This is a genomic window from Novosphingobium ovatum (genome assembly GCF_009909235.1).
Lineage (GTDB): Bacteria > Pseudomonadota > Alphaproteobacteria > Sphingomonadales > Sphingomonadaceae > Novosphingobium > Novosphingobium ovatum.
Genome location: NZ_JAAAPO010000005.1, coordinates 52,534 through 68,834, shown reverse-complemented (window position 1 = coordinate 68,834; position 16,301 = coordinate 52,534). Strand labels below are relative to the sequence as shown.

The window sequence follows — 16,301 nt, the reverse complement described above, 5'->3', positions numbered from 1 at the left end:
AAGCTTGTCGTAACGGGACGCGCCCCGGCGGAAGTGCGTCCGCCATCGTGCAACGCGATTGTAGCAGGCAGTGCGCGGGCCACAGCGTTCCGGCAGGTCGCGCCACGGCGCAGCGGAACGCAGAACCCAGAACCCATAAGATGCCGTTCAGCACGCGGCGATCGTCAATGCGGGGCGCACCTCAACAGGTGGGGATCAAACCGCCGGGCACATGGCTACCTAGCCAAAGTGCGCGTTCTCAATGCAGGGCTCCTCTTTGTATAACATTGTTACGAAATAAGGCGTAGCGCGCAAGCAGCCACCCTGCTGCCAGGAGAGGACACCATGACGGACGTAGGCAGCCATGCCGCCGGCTCCCACGGGGCCGATGCCGACATATTGCATTTTCGCGGAATTACGCCCGCGGAGATCGCCCACTACAAACAGCATGGATGGGCCCGGTTGGACAAGTTCCTCCCGCCCGGGGTAACCGCAAGGATGCTGGCCTATGCCAAGGCGCGCATGGGTGAGGACGGGACCATCAGCGCAACGCCTGGCAAGTTCGACTATTTCAACGCTCTGCCTGTCATGGGGCTTGGCAAGCCGGTCTTCGACGACGTGCTGCGGCATTTTGCCCGGACGGCGGTTGATGTCCGCAATTTGCGCAAGACCGCAGGGGCCCGCTATTTTCTGGATTTCTTTGGCGTCAAGCTGCCGGTAGCGCAGACCGAAGGACACGGTAAATCCGACTGGCATCAGGACTTTGCGGCGCAAGTGTCCGATCGGTCCGGTGGTATGGTGTTCTGGACGGCGCTAGTGGACCTTACCCCTGAACATGGCACGATGGCCTATCTCAGTGGGTCGCATCGCGAAGGTGTGATGGGCGACTACCGTACCTATGGCAACGGCAATCTGCTGGATGTCTATCCCGAACTGGCCGACACCTGCCCGTCTTCGGGGCTTCAGACACTCGCAGCGGGCGATGTTGTCATCCATTCAGACCTGACCGTGCACATGGCTGGTCCCAATACCTCTGGTGAACCGCGCTGGACCTACCTTGCCATCATGAACCCCGCAGATGCCCGGTGGACAGGCGGACCGGCGGTGTCGTTCGACACGGCTGGGCTGACACATCTTGGCATGCTGGACGAAGAGCGTTTTCCCCGGTTGGCCTGAGCAATCTGCGCATCACACTTGGCAGACAGCCTCGTCCGTTGCCCCGCGCGACAGGATAACACGTCCGTCCCCGAGGCCGCAACGCCAGGAGCCTTGCGCATCATGACCACCAAGGGGAAGTAACCGTATGCGCTTCGAGGGAAAAGTTGCCGCAGTCACCGGGGGCGGATCGGGCATTGGCGCGAATGTGGCACTGGCATTGGCAGAGGCGGGCGCTGATGTCGCCGTTATCGACCGCAACGCTGATTGTGCCCAAGACATCGCCCGGCGCATTCGTGAAATGGGCCGCAAGGCCACAGCTTGCGCGGTAGATGTCAGCAACATGGCGGAAGTGGACAGCGCTTTCGCACTGATAGGCGCGCAGTTGGGCGGGCTTCATCTGGCCGTGAACAGTGCCGGGATCGGCGGCGGTGACAAATCGCTGATCGATCTGGACGAAGCGCAATTCGACAGGGTGATCGCGGTCAATCTGAAGGGCGTGTGGACCTGTTTGAAAGCCGAACTGCGCATGATGCTTCAGTCCGGCGAAGGGGCCGTGGTCAACGTGGCATCTGCCCTGGGTTTGATCGGCCTGCCCAACTGCACGGATTATGCCGCTGCAAAGCACGGTGTTGTTGGCCTGACGAAGTCCGCCGCGCTGGAAGTCGCCGAGAAGAACATCCGTGTCAATGCGATCTGCCCCGGTATCGTGCGTACACCTTTGGTCAGCCATGTGGTCGACACCGATGCAGCCGCGGCCCTGGCGGCGATCCACCCCATGAACCGTTTCGCCGAACCGAGCGAGATCGCCCAAGCCATCCTTTGGCTGCTTTCTCCACATGCCTCATTCGTAACCGGGACGGCCATGCCCGTTGACGGCGGCTGGACCACGCGTTGATGCACAGTGGGGGCGGTCAGGCTTCCTAACAGTTTGTTCAGCGGTGTCATTCAGCGAATGACACCTGCAAAATCTTTCGGCAAAAGCCCGGTTTCCAGCAAAAGGGTGACAGCCGACCATGCCGCGCATTGTCGATCATGAGCAACGACGGATCGAGATCGCAAAGGTGGTATCCAACCTTGTCGTAAAGGGCGGCGCAGAGGCCGTCACGATCCGCGCCGTGGCTGAAGTATGCGGTTACAGCACGACGATCGTCTGCCACTATTTCCGCAGCAAGCACGAAATGCTGGCCTATACCCAGCGCCGGGCGTGGGAACGTGGCCTGTCACGCATCCGGAAAGCCGCACGGATGGGCAAGGACTTGCCCAGTTGCCTTGACCATGCGCTGCCCAACACCAGCCAGCGTTGGCAGGACTGGCTGTGCTGGTTGGCGTTCTGGGGCCAATCACCCTCCACCGAGGGGGTCGAGGCCGCTTGGGCGGAAAGCGTGGCCACGAGCCACGCTGTGTTCGTCGAACTGATTGAGGCGGCTCAGGCGCGCGGCGAATTCATCACCGCCGAGGACCCAGGCGAAATCGCAACCGAAATTCAGCTGGCAGTAAACGGTATCGCCACACTCGTGGCCCAAGTCCGCTCCGACTGGCCAGCCGACCGCCAGCGCGCGTTCCTGCGCAAGCAGTTGCGGCGTCTCGGCTACCGGCCGGCCACAGAGACTGCCTGAGCGGCTTCTACCCGCAACGCATCTGACCCAAACCGGCCAGCAATTGCCGGGAGCGAGCGACAGCTTCGCGTGCATGGCCTGCGGGCGAAATGCAGGCGGCGATCCGGGACGCGGAGGGCACCTCCACATCGACGGCGACCGTTGTGGGCAGGGCGGCAACGAATGCGGCGAGCGGAAAATCGCCATCCCCCGGCAGCTTGCGCTCCAAGGCTTCGTGCAGATAATCACCGGTGACCTGCAGGCCGGTGGCATCGCAGATTTGGGCATAGGTGAACAATTCGGGGGCGATGCGGGCCACATCAGCCGGTGTGCCGCCGGTGCGCACCAGATGCAGCGCATCCGCACCGATGCCGGCCACCCGTGTGCCAACCTGCTCCACGAACCAGGCCGCCCGTTCGATCGAGGCGCAGGCCGGGGTGAGGCCCATGAATTCCAGCCCCAGGCGCAAACCATGCTCGGCGGCCAGCGATCCCAGTCGTCCAAGCGTGTCGACCGCCCTGGCGTCGTTGCCGTCATGGATATGCGTGACGGCGCGCTGCGCGCCGATGGCGGCGGCAACTTCAAAACCCTCGCGGTAGATGTCGATGTCGAGACCGGCGGTCACCGGGAAGAATTCCACGTTCCCCACCCCGACACCTTTTGCGGCAAGCACAGATTTCAGCTCATCCACGTCAGCACGCGTGACCACCGGAAACAGCGTTGGCGCATCGTCTCCCGGCAGCGCAGCTGCGGGGATGTGTGTAAAGAGGCATACCTCTTCGCACCCCACTTGCGCCGCCAGCTTGACCAGATCAACCGGCGCAAGTTCGTTGGCCGTAATCTGATGCAGACCCAGTTTCATGCTGCCACCTCTTCTATTGCACCGCCCGCAAGCGCTGCGGCCATTTCCTCACGCGCGCGATGTCGACATGCAGCGCGCGTGCCGATTTCGTCAGCAAGGCGCCGCAGTTCGGACATCTTGCGCCCGGTCGATCAAAGCGACAGCCCTTCACCGCGGAACCAGCGTGCAAACACCGGCTGCAGGGTTTCGGAGACCACTTCAACGGCCATTCCCCCCTGCGCCGGTCGCAGATAGGTGAACAGCCCCCAGCCATCCTCGGGAGCGGCACCGGCTGCGATGACCTCCCAACCTTGTGCGATCAGGCCTTCCACCGTTGCTGGCACATCACTGACCCAAAGGCCGATGTGATCCCCGCGCGATGCCGCCGGATCATAGAAGCTGCCGGGTTCCCCGCCCTGAAGCTCGAGATGGATCGGGCCTTCCACCGAATAGGTGAACCGGTTGCGGACATGGTGCAGCCCGCGTTCCGGCGTCCAGATCGGCAAGGCGTCAAATTCGTAAGGCTCGGCGAAAGTGATGCCGAATGCCTGCGAATAGAAAGCGCAGGCAGCCTCCAGATCATCGGTCAGAACGCCAGTGTGGAATACGCGCGTGTAATCAAGCATCTGCCATCTCCCGGTAGTATTGTTGCCATCGCCAAAAGGTTACGAGACGCTGGCGTCCGCCATGCGCAGGACGGTGCGCTCTTGCGCCAGCAGCACCTGCTCGCCAGCAGTCAGGTCTGTATCCCGGCCCAGCCACGCCGCCGCGGCCGCATCTGCATCGGGCCACCATGAACTTTCTATTCCAAAGTAGGCGGCTGGATCGGTGCCCTCGGCCTCGGCTGACACGATGGTCGAGCGGACAATACGCGATGGCGATTGACCAGCCATGCCCAGTGGTCGGGGGGATTGGGTCCACGCCTCGATCAGGCATTCAGCCTGAGCCGGGCTGGGCGCGGGGATCAGGCGCAGCAGCTTGGCCCCCCGCGCCGGGCCATCGACAACAACCGTGTCCTTCACAAAGAAGCTGATCGCGGGCATTGTAATGAACAGCGGACTGTCAACGGCATAGGCGTATTGGAAGCGTTCAGCCGCAAACAGTTCCGCCAACGCTTGTTCGCTGCGGATCCACAGTTCGGGCGCGCCGTCGAAACTGTTCGCAAACCCCGCCGGCAGGCTCTCGAAGCTCACATCCTGAATGTACTGAAGAATGGGGCCGGGATCGGCGAAGCCCATCACCAGATCGCGATGGACAGTTCCCCAATGCGTCGAGAAATCCGCATGGGACATGCCCGCCCGCCGCCGGATAAAGCCGACGTAGTGAATGGTCTGATCGTTCATCCGCACTCTCCCGAGGTGCGCGGCACTTGCATGACAAGGTTTGGCCGCAGGCGCGTCACGCTTCGTTTATTTGATAACATTGTTGCATTAAAAGCGCGCCGGCACCTAGCTTTTACGAGAGGCGCAAACGCTCGCGGGGCGTAGCATCATTTTGTAACGACCGTCGCAAAACAATGACCGCGGCGGATGCCCGGCACACAAGAGGATGCATCGTCATGGCCCTGCGGCACATTCTGACCCCGTTCAAGGTCGGCCCCGTCACCTTGCCCAACCGTGTGGTGCGTACCGGTCACGGTACCGGGCTGGGTCTTGGGACGATGAATGACACGCTCATCGACTACCACGTTGCGCGCGCCAGGGGCGGCGTAGGCCTGACGATCATTGAACTGCTCTCGGTGGCATCGTCGGCCTATCCGTTTTTCAACCAGCACGGCGCCGATATGGTCTCGGGATATCGGCGTCTGATGGACCGCGTTGCGCCGTTCGGGATGAAAGTGTTCCAGCAGATCGGCCACCTCGGCAACGAGATCCCTCAGGCTGACGGCAGCCCGCCGTGGTCATCTTCGGACACTGTTGGCGCTCTTTTGGGCGTACAGGCAGAACCGATGGGCGCGCGCGAGATCGAGGAGCTGAAGGAAGGCTATCGGACCGCGGTGCGCCTTGTCATCGAAGGGGGGCTGGACGGCGTCGAACTGCATATGGCGCATGGCTATTTGATGCAGCAGTTCCTCTCGCCGCTGCACAACCATCGCACCGATGCCTATGGCGGCAGCTTCGAGAACCGACTGCGCCTGCCGCTGGAAATTCTGGAAATGGTGCGCGCCATGCTGCCGCCGACGATGGCGCTGGGCGTCCGGCTTTCGCCCGAACTGTTGCCCGGCGGCATGACCGAAGACGATGTGGCCATGATCGCGGCCGAATTCCGCAGGCGCGGCCTGATCGACTTTGTGAACCTCACGCTGGGTACGGACTATAACCCGCACAAGATCATCGGCGCCATGCATGAGGCGGCGGGCTATGAAGTCCCCCATGCCGCCCCGGTGCGCGCGGCGCTCGATCTGCCCATCCTTGTTACGGGGCGGTTCCGCACTCTGGAGGAAGCCGATCAGGTCATTCACGAGGGCGCGGCCGATCTGGTCGCGTTGACCCGCGCGCATATTGCCGACCCTGATCTTGTGGCAAAGACCGTGGCGGGCGCGCCGGAATCCGTGCGTCCCTGCATCGGCTGCAACCATGGCTGTATTGGCGGTCTGGGCACCGTGGGGCGGATGGGCTGTACGGTGAATGTCGCCGTCGGGGCCGAGGCCACCCTGTCCGAAGACCTGATACAGCCAACCGACAATCCCAAGCGGGTGCTGGTGGTCGGCGGTGGCCCTGCCGGGTTGGAAGCGGCCCGGATCGCCGCGAAGAAAGGGCACAAGGTCATCCTGGCGGAGGCATCGGGGGCGCTGGGCGGCGCGATCAATGCGGCCCGGCGGGCCCCGCGCCGCGCCGGCATCGGCGACATTACCGAATGGCTTGAACGCGAAGTCTATCGATTGGGCGTGGACGTAAGATTGGGCACCTATGTTGAAGCGGACGACGTGACCGATATCGCGCCCGATGCGGTTATCATCGCCACCGGATCGTTGCCGCGTGTCGATGGTCAACAGCACCGCTCGCCGGGGCGGATCGCGTCCGGCATGGAGCGCCGCCAGGTCATTTCCAGTCACGATTTGCTTTTGGAGAACAGCAATCGCGATTGGGGGAGCCGCGCGCTGGTTTACGATGATACCGGCCATTATGAAGGCGTTGCCGCGGCCGAATTCCTGATCGAGCGCGGCGTTGCGGTGACATTCGCCACAGGCCTGTCCAGTTTCGCCCCGGGACTGGAAGCGAGCCTGTCTGCCGAACCTGCTCTGGAGCGTCTGGCACGCGGTGATTTCCGCCTGATGACCTACGCTCGCCTTGATGCCGTGCAGGAGGGCCAAGCCATTGTCTCAACGCGCTTTGGCGGCGCGCCCGAAACAGTGGCGGCAGACACGGTGGTGTTCGTATCGCACAACAAGTCGAACCGAGATCTGGTTGAGGCACTGGCCGGTTGGCCGGGGCAGGTTGCGGTGGTGGGCGATGCACGCTCACCGCGTTACCTGCAAACAGCCATTCGGGAAGGGCATCTGGCTGCGCGTGCGATCTAGCGCGAAGGCGTTGCGATCGAATGGATCGCGCGTTCCGTCACGCGGCGGCCCAAGGGCAGGGGAGCATATCGTGTCTCCCGGCGGTTGTGATGCCGCCGGGAGCCATGCGATCAGGCGTCTTGCGCCGTGTTCTTGTCGGTGGTGACACCGCGTGGGGACGGCTCGATCAGTTCGTGCCCCTTTGGGCTGAGCAGTATGCCGATCAGCGCGCCCAGAGGGCCGCCATGAGCGCCTTTGCCGCCTTCGCCACGTGTGCTGAACTGGATGCGGGGCACGATGTCGACGCCCGATTTCTCCAGCGCCTCGGCCAGACGTTTGACGATCTGGCGCGGCAACTGGTTCTTCGCGCCGCCTGATGCCTCGGCCTCACACAGGTTCTCGTCGAATTTGTGCTGGCCGATCGTGTCGCTTTCCCACTTCAGGACGAAATTGGTGGTGGGCACGATCACAATCTTGCCGGCATAGGCGCCCTCGCACAGGATGGTGCGCCGCGGGCCTTTCTGCCCGCCCTTGGACAAACCGGCGCGCACGTCCAGAAAGTCGGCGGTGGCCGCGTTGCAGGCCAGCGCTTGTCCGTGGGCGCGCGATTGTGGCGGAAATGCCGGATTTTTGCGGGGCGGGGGCGTGCTGACAGCATCGCCCCCATGCCGCTGTTCAGGGCGCGCCATGGCCCTGTTCGGCATCGATCAGCGCATACAGCATGTTGCGCGCCCGCGCGCCTGCGGCATCGCCCGGCAACCAGCCCAACTTTGCCTCGCGCAGAGATTGGCCATTCAGGTTGCGCTGCTGCTCCTCCAGCATCGGCAGGTCTTCCTCGCGGAAGGGTGCGCTCAGGAATTCAACCTGCGCGTCGGCGATCGCCTGTGCCTGCGGCCCCATCGCGCGGGGAAAGGCGATGGAATAGAAATAATGCGAGCTGGTGGCCGTTTCGGGCGTGAAGAAATGGCCGGTGGGGGTGGCGCGGCCTTCGGATTGGGGGCGGCCGGCGGGCACAGCACCTGCCCAGATCACCATATTGGCGGGCGCGGTCCAGCGTGTGTGGATCCAGCGGTCGCTGGGCGTGCCGGGCGCCATGCCCATGGCTTGGGCCAACCCTTCGGTCATGATCTCGCCAAACACGTCGCGCTTGGACCAGATGGCCTCGCCCTCCTGCGACCATTCATATTTGGCGTTCGACACCTGCCCGCTGCCCAGCGTGGTGGGGTGCAGGAACTGGATGTGGCTCAGGTCCAGAATATTGTCGATCTCCAGCTCATAGCTTGCCTCGACCCGCAAATAGCCCTGACCCACCGCATTGTCGGCCGGATCGTTGCAGGCAAAATCGCCGATCATTGCGGGATCGGCCTGTTCGGCATCGCCCATCCAGATCCAGATCGCGGCAAAGCGTTCGACCACCGGGTAGCGCGTCAGGCGCATCGTCTTGGCCGGCGCGCCGAAGGGGTTGTGGACACAGGCCCCGCTCCCGTCAAAGCCCAGCCCGTGATAGCCGCAATGCAGCACGCCATCGGCCACCCGTCCCATCCCCAGCGAGGCATGGCGGTGCGGGCACACGCCTGACACGGCCTGCGCCACGCCATCGGCATCGCGGAACAGCACGACGGCCTCGTCCAGAATGCGGCGTTGCAGGGGGGCATCGGCACGCACTTCGCTGTCCCATGCGGCCACGTACCAGGCATTGCGCAGATAGGTCATTTTGCTCTCCCCCGAATCATGTGTACCATCGGTACATATTATCACGACAGGGGCAGCGTCAAGCCATCAGCCCTGCGCGGCAATGATCCCCGGCAGGCATAGCGCGAGCGTGTGGGCCACCTGCGCGGCAATGGCGGCATCGGCCACCGGCAAAGGCTCCAGCCCCAACAGGGCGCGTTCGTACACACCGGCGCGAATGGCGTGGGTAAGGGTGTCGGCCATGGCACGGGCGGCATCGGGCGACAGGGCGGCGGGCGGGGAGGTCAGCACATGGGCGATGGCGTCCACCACCGCGCCATGCCCCGCCGCATAAAAGCCAGCGGCCGCCGCATGCTCGGTCTGATCGGCCATGGCGATCACCGCGCGGTACAGTGCCAAGGCGCCCGGTTGCAGGTAAAACCGCAGGACACCGGCCAGCAGTTGCTGCAATGTCTGTTCCAGCGATTGCCCCCGCGCGGGCTCGACCGGCACCAATGCGGCCATCGCCTCGCGCGCTTCCTCGCCGATGGCGGCGGCGATCAGCCCGGTCTTGTCGCCAAAATATTTGGCCAGCGTGGCCTTGGATCCGCCCGCTTCGCGCAGCACCGCGTTCAGGTTGAACCGCTGTACCCCCACGGCCATGATCTGCGCGCGGGCGTGTGCGACCATCGCGGCGCAGCGCGCCTGCGCGGCCAGTTGTTTGGCCGTGGGCGGGACGGCGTCGGTCATTGCGCGCGCGCCCGGCGCAGCGCCTCCAGCACCACGCGAAAGGCGGGCGAGAGGTTGTGCCGGTCGGGGTAATACAGGTGGTGCCCGGCAAAGGGTTCGCACCAATCCTCCAGCACGCGCACCAGCCGCCCGGCCCGCACATGTGCTTCCAACGTGTCGGTTTCCAGCGCACAGGCCAGCCCCCGCCCGTCCAGCGCGGCGCGGATCGCCATGTCGCCATTGTTGACGATCAGGCTGCCTTCGACCCGCACGTTCAGCGCGTGGCCGTTTTGTTCAAACTCCCACGCATACAGGTTGCCGCGCGTGGCCATGCGCAGGTTGATGCAATCATGGCCCGTCAGGTCGCGCGGGGTTTGTGGCGCGGGACGCTGCGCGAAATAGGCGGGCGATCCCACCACCGCCATCCGCAGATCCGGTCCGATACGCAGCGCGACCATGTCTTTCTCGACGCTTTCGCCCAGCCGCACCCCCGCGTCAAAGCGATCGGTGACGATATTGGTCAGCGCGCCATCGACCGACAGTTCGACCTGAATGTCGGGATATTCGGCCATCACCTGACTGATCACCGGCCACAGGATGGTGTCGGCCGCATGCAGGCTGGTGGTGATGCGCACCAATCCGGCGGGGCGGTCGCGCAGGTGGTTCAGCGCGGTCAGGCTGCGGTCGATCTCGCCCAGCGCGGGGCGCAGCGTGGCCAGCAATTGCTCGCCCGCCTCGGTCGGGCTGACGCTGCGGGTGGTGCGTGAAAGCAGCTTGATCCCCAACCGCTCCTCCAGCCGCCGCAAGGCATGGCTGAGCGCCGATTGCGAGGTGGCAAGGCGCGCGGCCGCGCGGGTAAAGCTGCGCTCTTCGGCAACGGCCACGAATGCCGCCAGATCGCCCAGGTCATCGCGTAACATTGATGCATTCCCGATATCAGTGCCCGCCCATTTACCACGTCCCCGCACCAATGGCGAGGGCGGCGGCATCCTCCGTCAGTCACGGGCATATACCGATGCCTGTGGTGCGATGGCCTTTACCCTGCGGCGTTAACCTTAATGACAATCGCATTAACCCAAGGGACGCAAAGCCATGTTCTGGCGCAAGAATCACGAACCCTCGTTGGACAGTCTGGTCGCGCAGGCGGTGTTCGAGAGCTCGCCCGATGGCATGTTGCTGATTCAGGATGGTGTCTTTACCGCCTGCAACCGCGCCTGCGAGGCGCTGTATGACCACCCGCGCAGCCAGATCATCGGGCGCACGCCAGCCGATTTTTCCGCGCCGACCCAGTCCGATGGCCGCCCCACCGCCGTCCATGTGCCCGAACGCCTGCAAGAGGCGATGGCCAAGGGTTTCTCGCGCTTTGAATGGCTGAACCTCAACCGCCGGGGCGAGGTGGTGCGCATTCTGGTGACGCTGATCCCTACCCATATCCATGGCAATGGCGAAGTGCTGGTGCTGATCCAGAGTCTGGCCGAAACGGCCGGGGTGATCGAGGAATTGCGCCATGGGCTGGACCAATTGTCGGCGGGCAACCTGACCTGCCATCTGACGCGCCCGTTCCGCGCCGATTACGAAGGGTTGCGCGACGCGTTCAACACCGCGGTCGATGCCTTTGCCGGATCGATGGGCAAGGTGATGCAGACCGCGCAAATGGTGTCCAACGGCGCCGAGGAAATCCAGCAGGCCGCCCAAGACCTGTCGAACCGTACCGAGCAGCAGGCTGCCAAGCTGGAATCCACCGCCAGCCAGTTGAGCGAGATCGGCCACGCCATGGAGGACAGCGTCAGCGCGGCCACATCGGCCAACACGCTGGTCGCCGAAACGCGCCGCCGGGCGCAGGAATCGGGCGCGGTTGTCACCCGCGCGGTGGACGCCATGGCCGCGATCGAGGCCTCTTCGCGGGAGATTTCGAATATCATCAGCGTGATCGACGGCATCGCGTTTCAGACCAACCTGCTGGCACTGAACGCCGGGGTCGAGGCGGCGCGTGCCGGTGACGCCGGGCGCGGCTTTGCCGTGGTGGCTTCCGAAGTGCGCGCGCTGGCGCAGCGCAGCGCGGACGCGGCCAAGGATATCAAGACCCGCATCGAGGGATCGACCCGGCATGTGTCGAGCGGCGTGGCACTGGTGACCGAAACCGGCTCCACCCTGTCCCGCATCGCCGAGGGCATCACGCAGGTGTCCGATGTCATCAGCCAGATTGCTCAAGACATCACTGAGCGCACCAATGGCTTGCGTCAGGCCAATGCGATGGTGGGCGACATCAACCGCCTGACGCAAAGCAACGCGGCCATGTCCGAACAGGCCAGCGCCGCCGCGCGCGGGCTGGCGACACAATCGGCCACGCTGATGGACGAATTGCAGCGGTTCCGCATGAGCGGCAGCATGACCCAGCGCGGAGGCGGGGGCATCACCTATGCCAGCGCCAGTGTTGCGCCCGAACAGGTGGTGCCGTTTGCCTCACGCCGGGCGGGGCGGCGGGCGGCCTAATCGGCGATCCACAGGTTGTGGCTGTCGATCCGCAGACAATTGATCGCCCGGTGCGCCTGCGCGCGGGTGTCGGCCTCGGTGCGAAAGGCGGCGTGGGTCAGGCGTTCGCCCTGTAACACATCGGCCAGGTCCACCGCGTTCAGGCTCAGCCCCCGGCGTAGCTTGGCCAGCGCGGCCATTTGCGCCTCCAGTGCCGCGCGGGCGCTGACCCATGCCGCATAGGCAGAGCGGGCGCGGGCAACGTCGCCCTCGGCCATTTCGCGCAAGGATTGCCGCACCAGCGCCAGTTCGGCCTGTGCCACGCTGGCCTGCGCCGCGCCGCGATCGGCCGCCGCCCGCCGCGCCCCACCGCCCAAGGGAATCGAGAAGGTCACCCCCGCTCCGCGTTCGGCCCCGCCGCGTTCGCTGAACAGGCGCAGGCCCACGCTGGGATCGGCGATGCGATCCTGTCGCGCGCGCTCGGCCAGCGCGGCGCTGCGGCCGGCCTCGGCCTGGGCGGCGGCGATTTCGTGGCTGCGTTCCAGCACCTGGTCGCGCATGGTCAGCAATGTGGCGTCGGCCAACACCGGTTCGGGCGCAACCGGCGCGCTATCGGGCAGGGGCAGGGCGGGGAATTGCGCGGCCAGACGCACCCGTGCCAAGGCGGCCTGCCCGCGCGACTGGGCGGCCACCACCTGCGCATCGGCTAATGCGGCGGCGGCCTGATCGGCCTCCATCTGGGCGGTATCGCGCAAGGACACGCGGCGTTTCAGCGCGTCCAGCGTGCGCTGATAATTGGCCACGCTTTGCGCATCGACGGCGGCCTGCGCGCTGGCGCCGATCCATTCCCACCACAGGTCGTTCAACAGCCGCGCGGCCTGATGGCGGGCGTCCTCGGCATTGTTGCGGGCGGCCTCGACGCCCAAAGCGCCCGCCTGCGCGTCCAGCCGCGCTTTGCCGGGCAGGCGGAAGGCGCGCGACAGCGTGGCGTCATATTCGTTGAACTGCCCTTCGCGGTCGATGGTGCGGCGTGCATAGCTGCCGGTAAAGGTGAACTCGTGCGGGCCGGCGTTCAGCGCCCGCTGGTCGGCGCGGGCGCTGTCCACGCGGGCCTCGGCGCCCTGCACGGCGGGGTGGGCGTCCAGCGCGGCCTGCACCGCCGCGTCCGGGGGCAGCGTTTGCGCCCCCGCCACCGATGCGCCACACGCGATCAGCGCGGCCCCGATCATCATGGTCCGGGTCATGCGGCATCTCCATTCAGGGGTGTGTTCAACGATCCGGCCGCGCGTTCGGCCGCGCTTTCGCCAAAGCGTTCGTACAGGATCGGCAACAGGATCAGCGTCAGCAGCGTGGCCGTGACCAAGCCGCCGATCACCACGATGGCCAATGGCCGCTGGATTTCCGATCCCGGCCCGCTGGCAAACAACAGCGGCACCAGACCAAAGGCGGCGATGCTGGCCGTCATCAGCACGGGCCGCAACCGGCGCGCCGCGCCCAGCCGCACCGCGCTGGCCAGATCCATGCCGCCTTCGCGCAATTGCCGGAAATAGCTGACCATCACCAATCCGTTCAGCACCGCAATGCCCAACAGCGCGATGAACCCGACCGAAGCGGGCACCGAGAGATATTCCCCCGACACCGCCAGCGCCACCATGCCGCCCACCGCGGCAAAGGGGATGTTGACCAGAATCAGCGCGGAGGCCCGCACCGAACGCAACGTCAGATACAGCACCGCAAAGATCAGCAGCACCGCTACCGGCAGCACCAGCATCAAACGGGTCGATGCGCGCTGCTGGTTTTCAAACTGCCCGCCCCAGACGATGCGATAGCCCGGCGGCAGTTTGACATGGGCGCCAATGTCGGCCTTGGCCTGTGTGACATAGCCCACCAGATCGCGGCCCGAGACAAACGCCTGTACCATGGCATAGCGCGAGCCGTTCTCGTGCTCCAGCTTGACCGGGCCCTCGACCCGCTGGACGGTGGCAATGTCGCTGGCGCGGACCAGCGCCCCGGCGGGGCTGCGATAGGCCTGATCGGCAAAGGCCTGTGGCCCCATGCCATCGCCGCCATCGCCCCGGATCACCAGCGGCACGCGGCGCATGCCATCGGCCACCACACCGGCCCGCACGCCCTCGACGCTGGCGCGCATCTGGTCCTGCAAATGGCCCACCGGCATCCCGGCGCGCCCCGCCGCCACGCGGTCGATGTCGATCTGCAAATAATCCACGCGGTCATTGGCGACCGTGATCGCCTCGCTGGTGCCGGGGATCTGTTGCAGCCGGGTCTGGATCTGCCCGGCCAGCCGCGACAATTCGTTCAGGTCCGGCCCGAACAGCTTGATCGCCAGATCGCCGCGCGCGCCGGTCAGCATTTCGGAAATGCGCATCTCGATCGGCTGGGTAAAGCTGAACTCGAAACCGGGCAGGTCCTCCAGCGCCTTGCGGATGGCCGCGATCAGGCCATCGCGGTCAGCCATGCGCCATTGCTCGCGCGGTTTCAGTTGCAGGAAGCTGTCGGTTTCGTTGGGGCTCATCGGGTCCAGCCCCAATTCGTCCGACCCCACGCGCGCGATGACGGATGTGATCTCGGGCACCTTGTCCATCAGCACGCGCTGGACCTTCAGGTCGCCCTCGACCGAATGGGCGATGCTGATGCTGGGGGCCTTGGTCACCTGCACCAGTGTTGCGCCCTCGTCCATGGTGGGCAAAAAGGTCTTGCCCGTGACGGCATAGGCCACCCCCGCCACCACCAGCGCGCCGCCTGCAATGCCCGCCACCATCCGCCGGTTGGCAAAGGCCCAGTCCAGCGCGGCGGCATGGCGCGGGGCGATCTGGCGCATCAGCCAAGGCTCGTGATGGGCGCCCACCTTCATCTTCAGCACGAAATAGGCCAGCACCGGCACCAGCGTCAGCGAGAGCACCAGCGCCGCCAGCAGCGCCAGCACGATGGTCAACGCAACGGGGGCAAACAGCTTGCCCTCCAGCCCCTGCAGCGTCAGCAAAGGCAGGAACACCAGCGCGATGATGAACAGGCCCGATGCCACCGGCACGGCCACCTCACTGGCGGCGATAAACACATTGTGCAGCTTGCCCGCCTTGGCGTGGCGCGGGTCGGACAGGCGTTCGACCACATTTTCCACCACCACCACCGCGCCATCGACCAAGATGCCGACCGCAATCGCCAGCCCGCCCAGACTCATCAGATTGGCGGTCAGGCCGATGCCCTTCATCAGGATGAAGGTCAGCAGCGCGGCCATCGGCAAGGCCACCGCGACGATCACGCTGGCGCGCACATCGCCCAGAAACAGCAGCAACAGCACCACCACCAGCACGGTCGCCTCGACCAGTGCCTTTTCCACCGTGCCCACCGCCTTGCCGATCAGGTCCGACCGGTCATAGAACACGTTGACCTGCATGCCCGTGGGCAGGCTGGGCTTGATCTCCTCCATCCGCGCCTTGACGCCCGCAACCACCTTGGACGCGTCCGCGCCGCGCAGGGCGATCACCAGACCTTGCACGCCCTCGGCCTTGCCATCCTTGGTCACCGCGCCATAGCGGGTCAGATGGCCCATGCGCACGGTGGCCACATCGCCCACCCGCACCACCGCATTGCCCGTTGTGCGCACCACCACCGAGGCCAGATCCGACAGGTTGCGCACCGCCCCTACCGAGCGCACGATCAGCGCTTCCTCGCCCACGCTCAGGCGGCCCGCGCCATCGTTGCGGTTGGACAGTTCGATGGCGGTTTTCAGGTCGTCGACCGTCAGCCCCGCCGCCGCCAGCGCTGCCGCATCGGGCTTGACCTCGAATGTCTGCGCATAGCCGCCCAGCGCGTTGACATCGGCCACACCGGGCACCGTGCGCAGGGCCGGGCGGATGATCCAGTCCAGCACTCGCCGCTTTTCCGCCAGATCCTGCGGCCCTTCCAGTGTGAACATGTACATGTCCGACAGCGGGGTCGAGATCGGCGCCATCCCGCCCTCGACCGTGTCGGGCAGATCGGCCTGCACATTGGCCAGCCGTTCGGCCACCTGGCTGCGCGCCCAGTAAATGTCGGTGCCATCGGCAAAGTCGATCGTCACATCGGCGATCGCATATTTCGCCACAGAGCGCAGATTGGCCTGATGCGGGATGCCCAGCATCTCCATCTCGATCGGGGTGATGACGCGGCTTTCGACCTCCTCGGGGGTCATGCCGGGGGCCTTCAGAATGATCTTGACCTGCGTCGAACTGATATCGGGAAAGGCGTCAATCGGCAGCGTCATGAACGACCAGCCGCCCCACGCCGCCAAAGCCAGCGCCAGCGCCAGCACCGCCATGCGCAGGCTCAGCGCTTTTTCCACCAGACGGGTCAGCAT

Annotated in this window: 14 protein-coding genes and 1 pseudogene; 5 read left to right on the top strand and 10 right to left on the bottom strand. The window is 65.2% G+C overall.

Translation table 11 applies throughout. The annotated features are described in order from the left end of the window. Nucleotides 1-42: 42 nt before the first annotated feature. Nucleotides 43-132 (bottom strand): annotated as a pseudogene (locus GTZ99_RS17115) (transposase); the annotation flags it as partial. Nucleotides 133-324: 192 nt separating this feature from the next. Here GTZ99_RS17115 and GTZ99_RS12700 point away from each other — a divergent pair. The 3 genes from GTZ99_RS12700 to GTZ99_RS12690 all read left to right on the top strand — a co-directional run bounded on the left by GTZ99_RS12700 (nucleotide 325) and on the right by GTZ99_RS12690 (nucleotide 2,753). Next, nucleotides 325-1,155 carry a phytanoyl-CoA dioxygenase family protein gene (locus tag GTZ99_RS12700; protein WP_161719465.1) on the top strand — a complete coding sequence of 277 codons (831 nt, stop codon included), beginning with the start codon at nucleotides 325-327 and terminating at the stop codon, nucleotides 1,153-1,155. 127 nt (nucleotides 1,156-1,282) lie between these two features. Then, nucleotides 1,283-2,032 carry an SDR family NAD(P)-dependent oxidoreductase gene (locus GTZ99_RS12695; RefSeq protein WP_161719463.1) on the top strand — a complete coding sequence of 250 codons (750 nt, stop codon included), beginning with the start codon at nucleotides 1,283-1,285 and terminating at the stop codon, nucleotides 2,030-2,032. A gap of 118 nt (nucleotides 2,033-2,150) precedes the next feature. Beyond that, entirely contained in the window at nucleotides 2,151-2,753 is a 603-nt protein-coding gene (locus tag GTZ99_RS12690) for a TetR/AcrR family transcriptional regulator (protein ID WP_161719461.1), read from the top strand. A gap of 7 nt (nucleotides 2,754-2,760) precedes the next feature. Here the strand turns inward: GTZ99_RS12690 and GTZ99_RS12685 are convergent, their stop codons facing one another. The 3 genes from GTZ99_RS12685 to GTZ99_RS12675 form a co-directional block, all read right to left on the bottom strand. Beyond that, on the bottom strand, nucleotides 2,761-3,594 hold the full coding sequence (locus GTZ99_RS12685) for a sugar phosphate isomerase/epimerase family protein (protein WP_161719460.1): 834 nt from the start codon (nucleotides 3,592-3,594) through the stop codon (nucleotides 2,761-2,763). A gap of 131 nt (nucleotides 3,595-3,725) precedes the next feature. Beyond that, entirely contained in the window at nucleotides 3,726-4,199 is a 474-nt protein-coding gene (locus GTZ99_RS12680) for a VOC family protein (RefSeq protein WP_161719458.1), read from the bottom strand. Nucleotides 4,200-4,238: 39 nt separating this feature from the next. Then, nucleotides 4,239-4,916, bottom strand: coding sequence for an EthD domain-containing protein (locus tag GTZ99_RS12675; protein ID WP_161719456.1), 678 nt, complete (start codon nucleotides 4,914-4,916; stop codon nucleotides 4,239-4,241). Between the two features lie 215 nt (nucleotides 4,917-5,131). On the opposite strand from GTZ99_RS12675, the gene GTZ99_RS12670 reads away from it, so the two are divergent. Then, on the top strand, nucleotides 5,132-7,093 hold the full coding sequence (locus GTZ99_RS12670; protein ID WP_161719454.1) for an oxidoreductase: 1,962 nt from the start codon (nucleotides 5,132-5,134) through the stop codon (nucleotides 7,091-7,093). 110 nt (nucleotides 7,094-7,203) lie between these two features. On the opposite strand, the gene GTZ99_RS12665 is transcribed toward GTZ99_RS12670, so the two are convergent. From GTZ99_RS12665 to GTZ99_RS12650, 4 genes are all read right to left on the bottom strand, one after another. Further along, on the bottom strand, nucleotides 7,204-7,761 hold the full coding sequence (locus GTZ99_RS12665; protein WP_161719452.1) for a hypothetical protein: 558 nt from the start codon (nucleotides 7,759-7,761) through the stop codon (nucleotides 7,204-7,206). After that, nucleotides 7,748-8,785, bottom strand: a complete 1,038-nt coding sequence (locus GTZ99_RS12660; RefSeq protein WP_161719450.1) for an aromatic ring-hydroxylating dioxygenase subunit alpha — start codon at nucleotides 8,783-8,785, stop codon at nucleotides 7,748-7,750. Before GTZ99_RS12660 ends, GTZ99_RS12665 begins: the two co-directional genes overlap by 14 nt. 66 nt (nucleotides 8,786-8,851) lie before the next feature. After that, the gene (locus GTZ99_RS12655; RefSeq protein ID WP_161719448.1) at nucleotides 8,852-9,493 is read right to left on the bottom strand and encodes a TetR/AcrR family transcriptional regulator; all 642 of its coding nucleotides are present in this window, start codon (nucleotides 9,491-9,493) and stop codon (nucleotides 8,852-8,854) included. Beyond that, a complete protein-coding gene (locus tag GTZ99_RS12650) occupies nucleotides 9,490-10,392 on the bottom strand; it encodes a LysR family transcriptional regulator (protein WP_161719446.1) in 903 nt (300 codons plus the stop codon). Before GTZ99_RS12650 ends, GTZ99_RS12655 begins: the two co-directional genes overlap by 4 nt. Before the next feature lie 172 nt (nucleotides 10,393-10,564). On the opposite strand from GTZ99_RS12650, the gene GTZ99_RS12645 reads away from it, so the two are divergent. Further along, nucleotides 10,565-11,965, top strand: coding sequence for a methyl-accepting chemotaxis protein (locus tag GTZ99_RS12645; protein ID WP_161719444.1), 1,401 nt, complete (start codon nucleotides 10,565-10,567; stop codon nucleotides 11,963-11,965). Here the strand turns inward: GTZ99_RS12645 and GTZ99_RS12640 are convergent. Both GTZ99_RS12640 and GTZ99_RS12635 read right to left on the bottom strand, forming a co-directional pair. Beyond that, nucleotides 11,962-13,188, bottom strand: coding sequence for a TolC family protein (locus GTZ99_RS12640; RefSeq protein WP_201742525.1), 1,227 nt, complete (start codon nucleotides 13,186-13,188; stop codon nucleotides 11,962-11,964). The two genes, GTZ99_RS12645 and GTZ99_RS12640, sit on opposite strands and share 4 nt — an antisense overlap. Then, nucleotides 13,185-16,301 carry an efflux RND transporter permease subunit gene (locus GTZ99_RS12635; protein WP_161719442.1) on the bottom strand — a complete coding sequence of 1,039 codons (3,117 nt, stop codon included), beginning with the start codon at nucleotides 16,299-16,301 and terminating at the stop codon, nucleotides 13,185-13,187. The genes GTZ99_RS12640 and GTZ99_RS12635 overlap by 4 nt, the downstream gene beginning before the upstream one ends.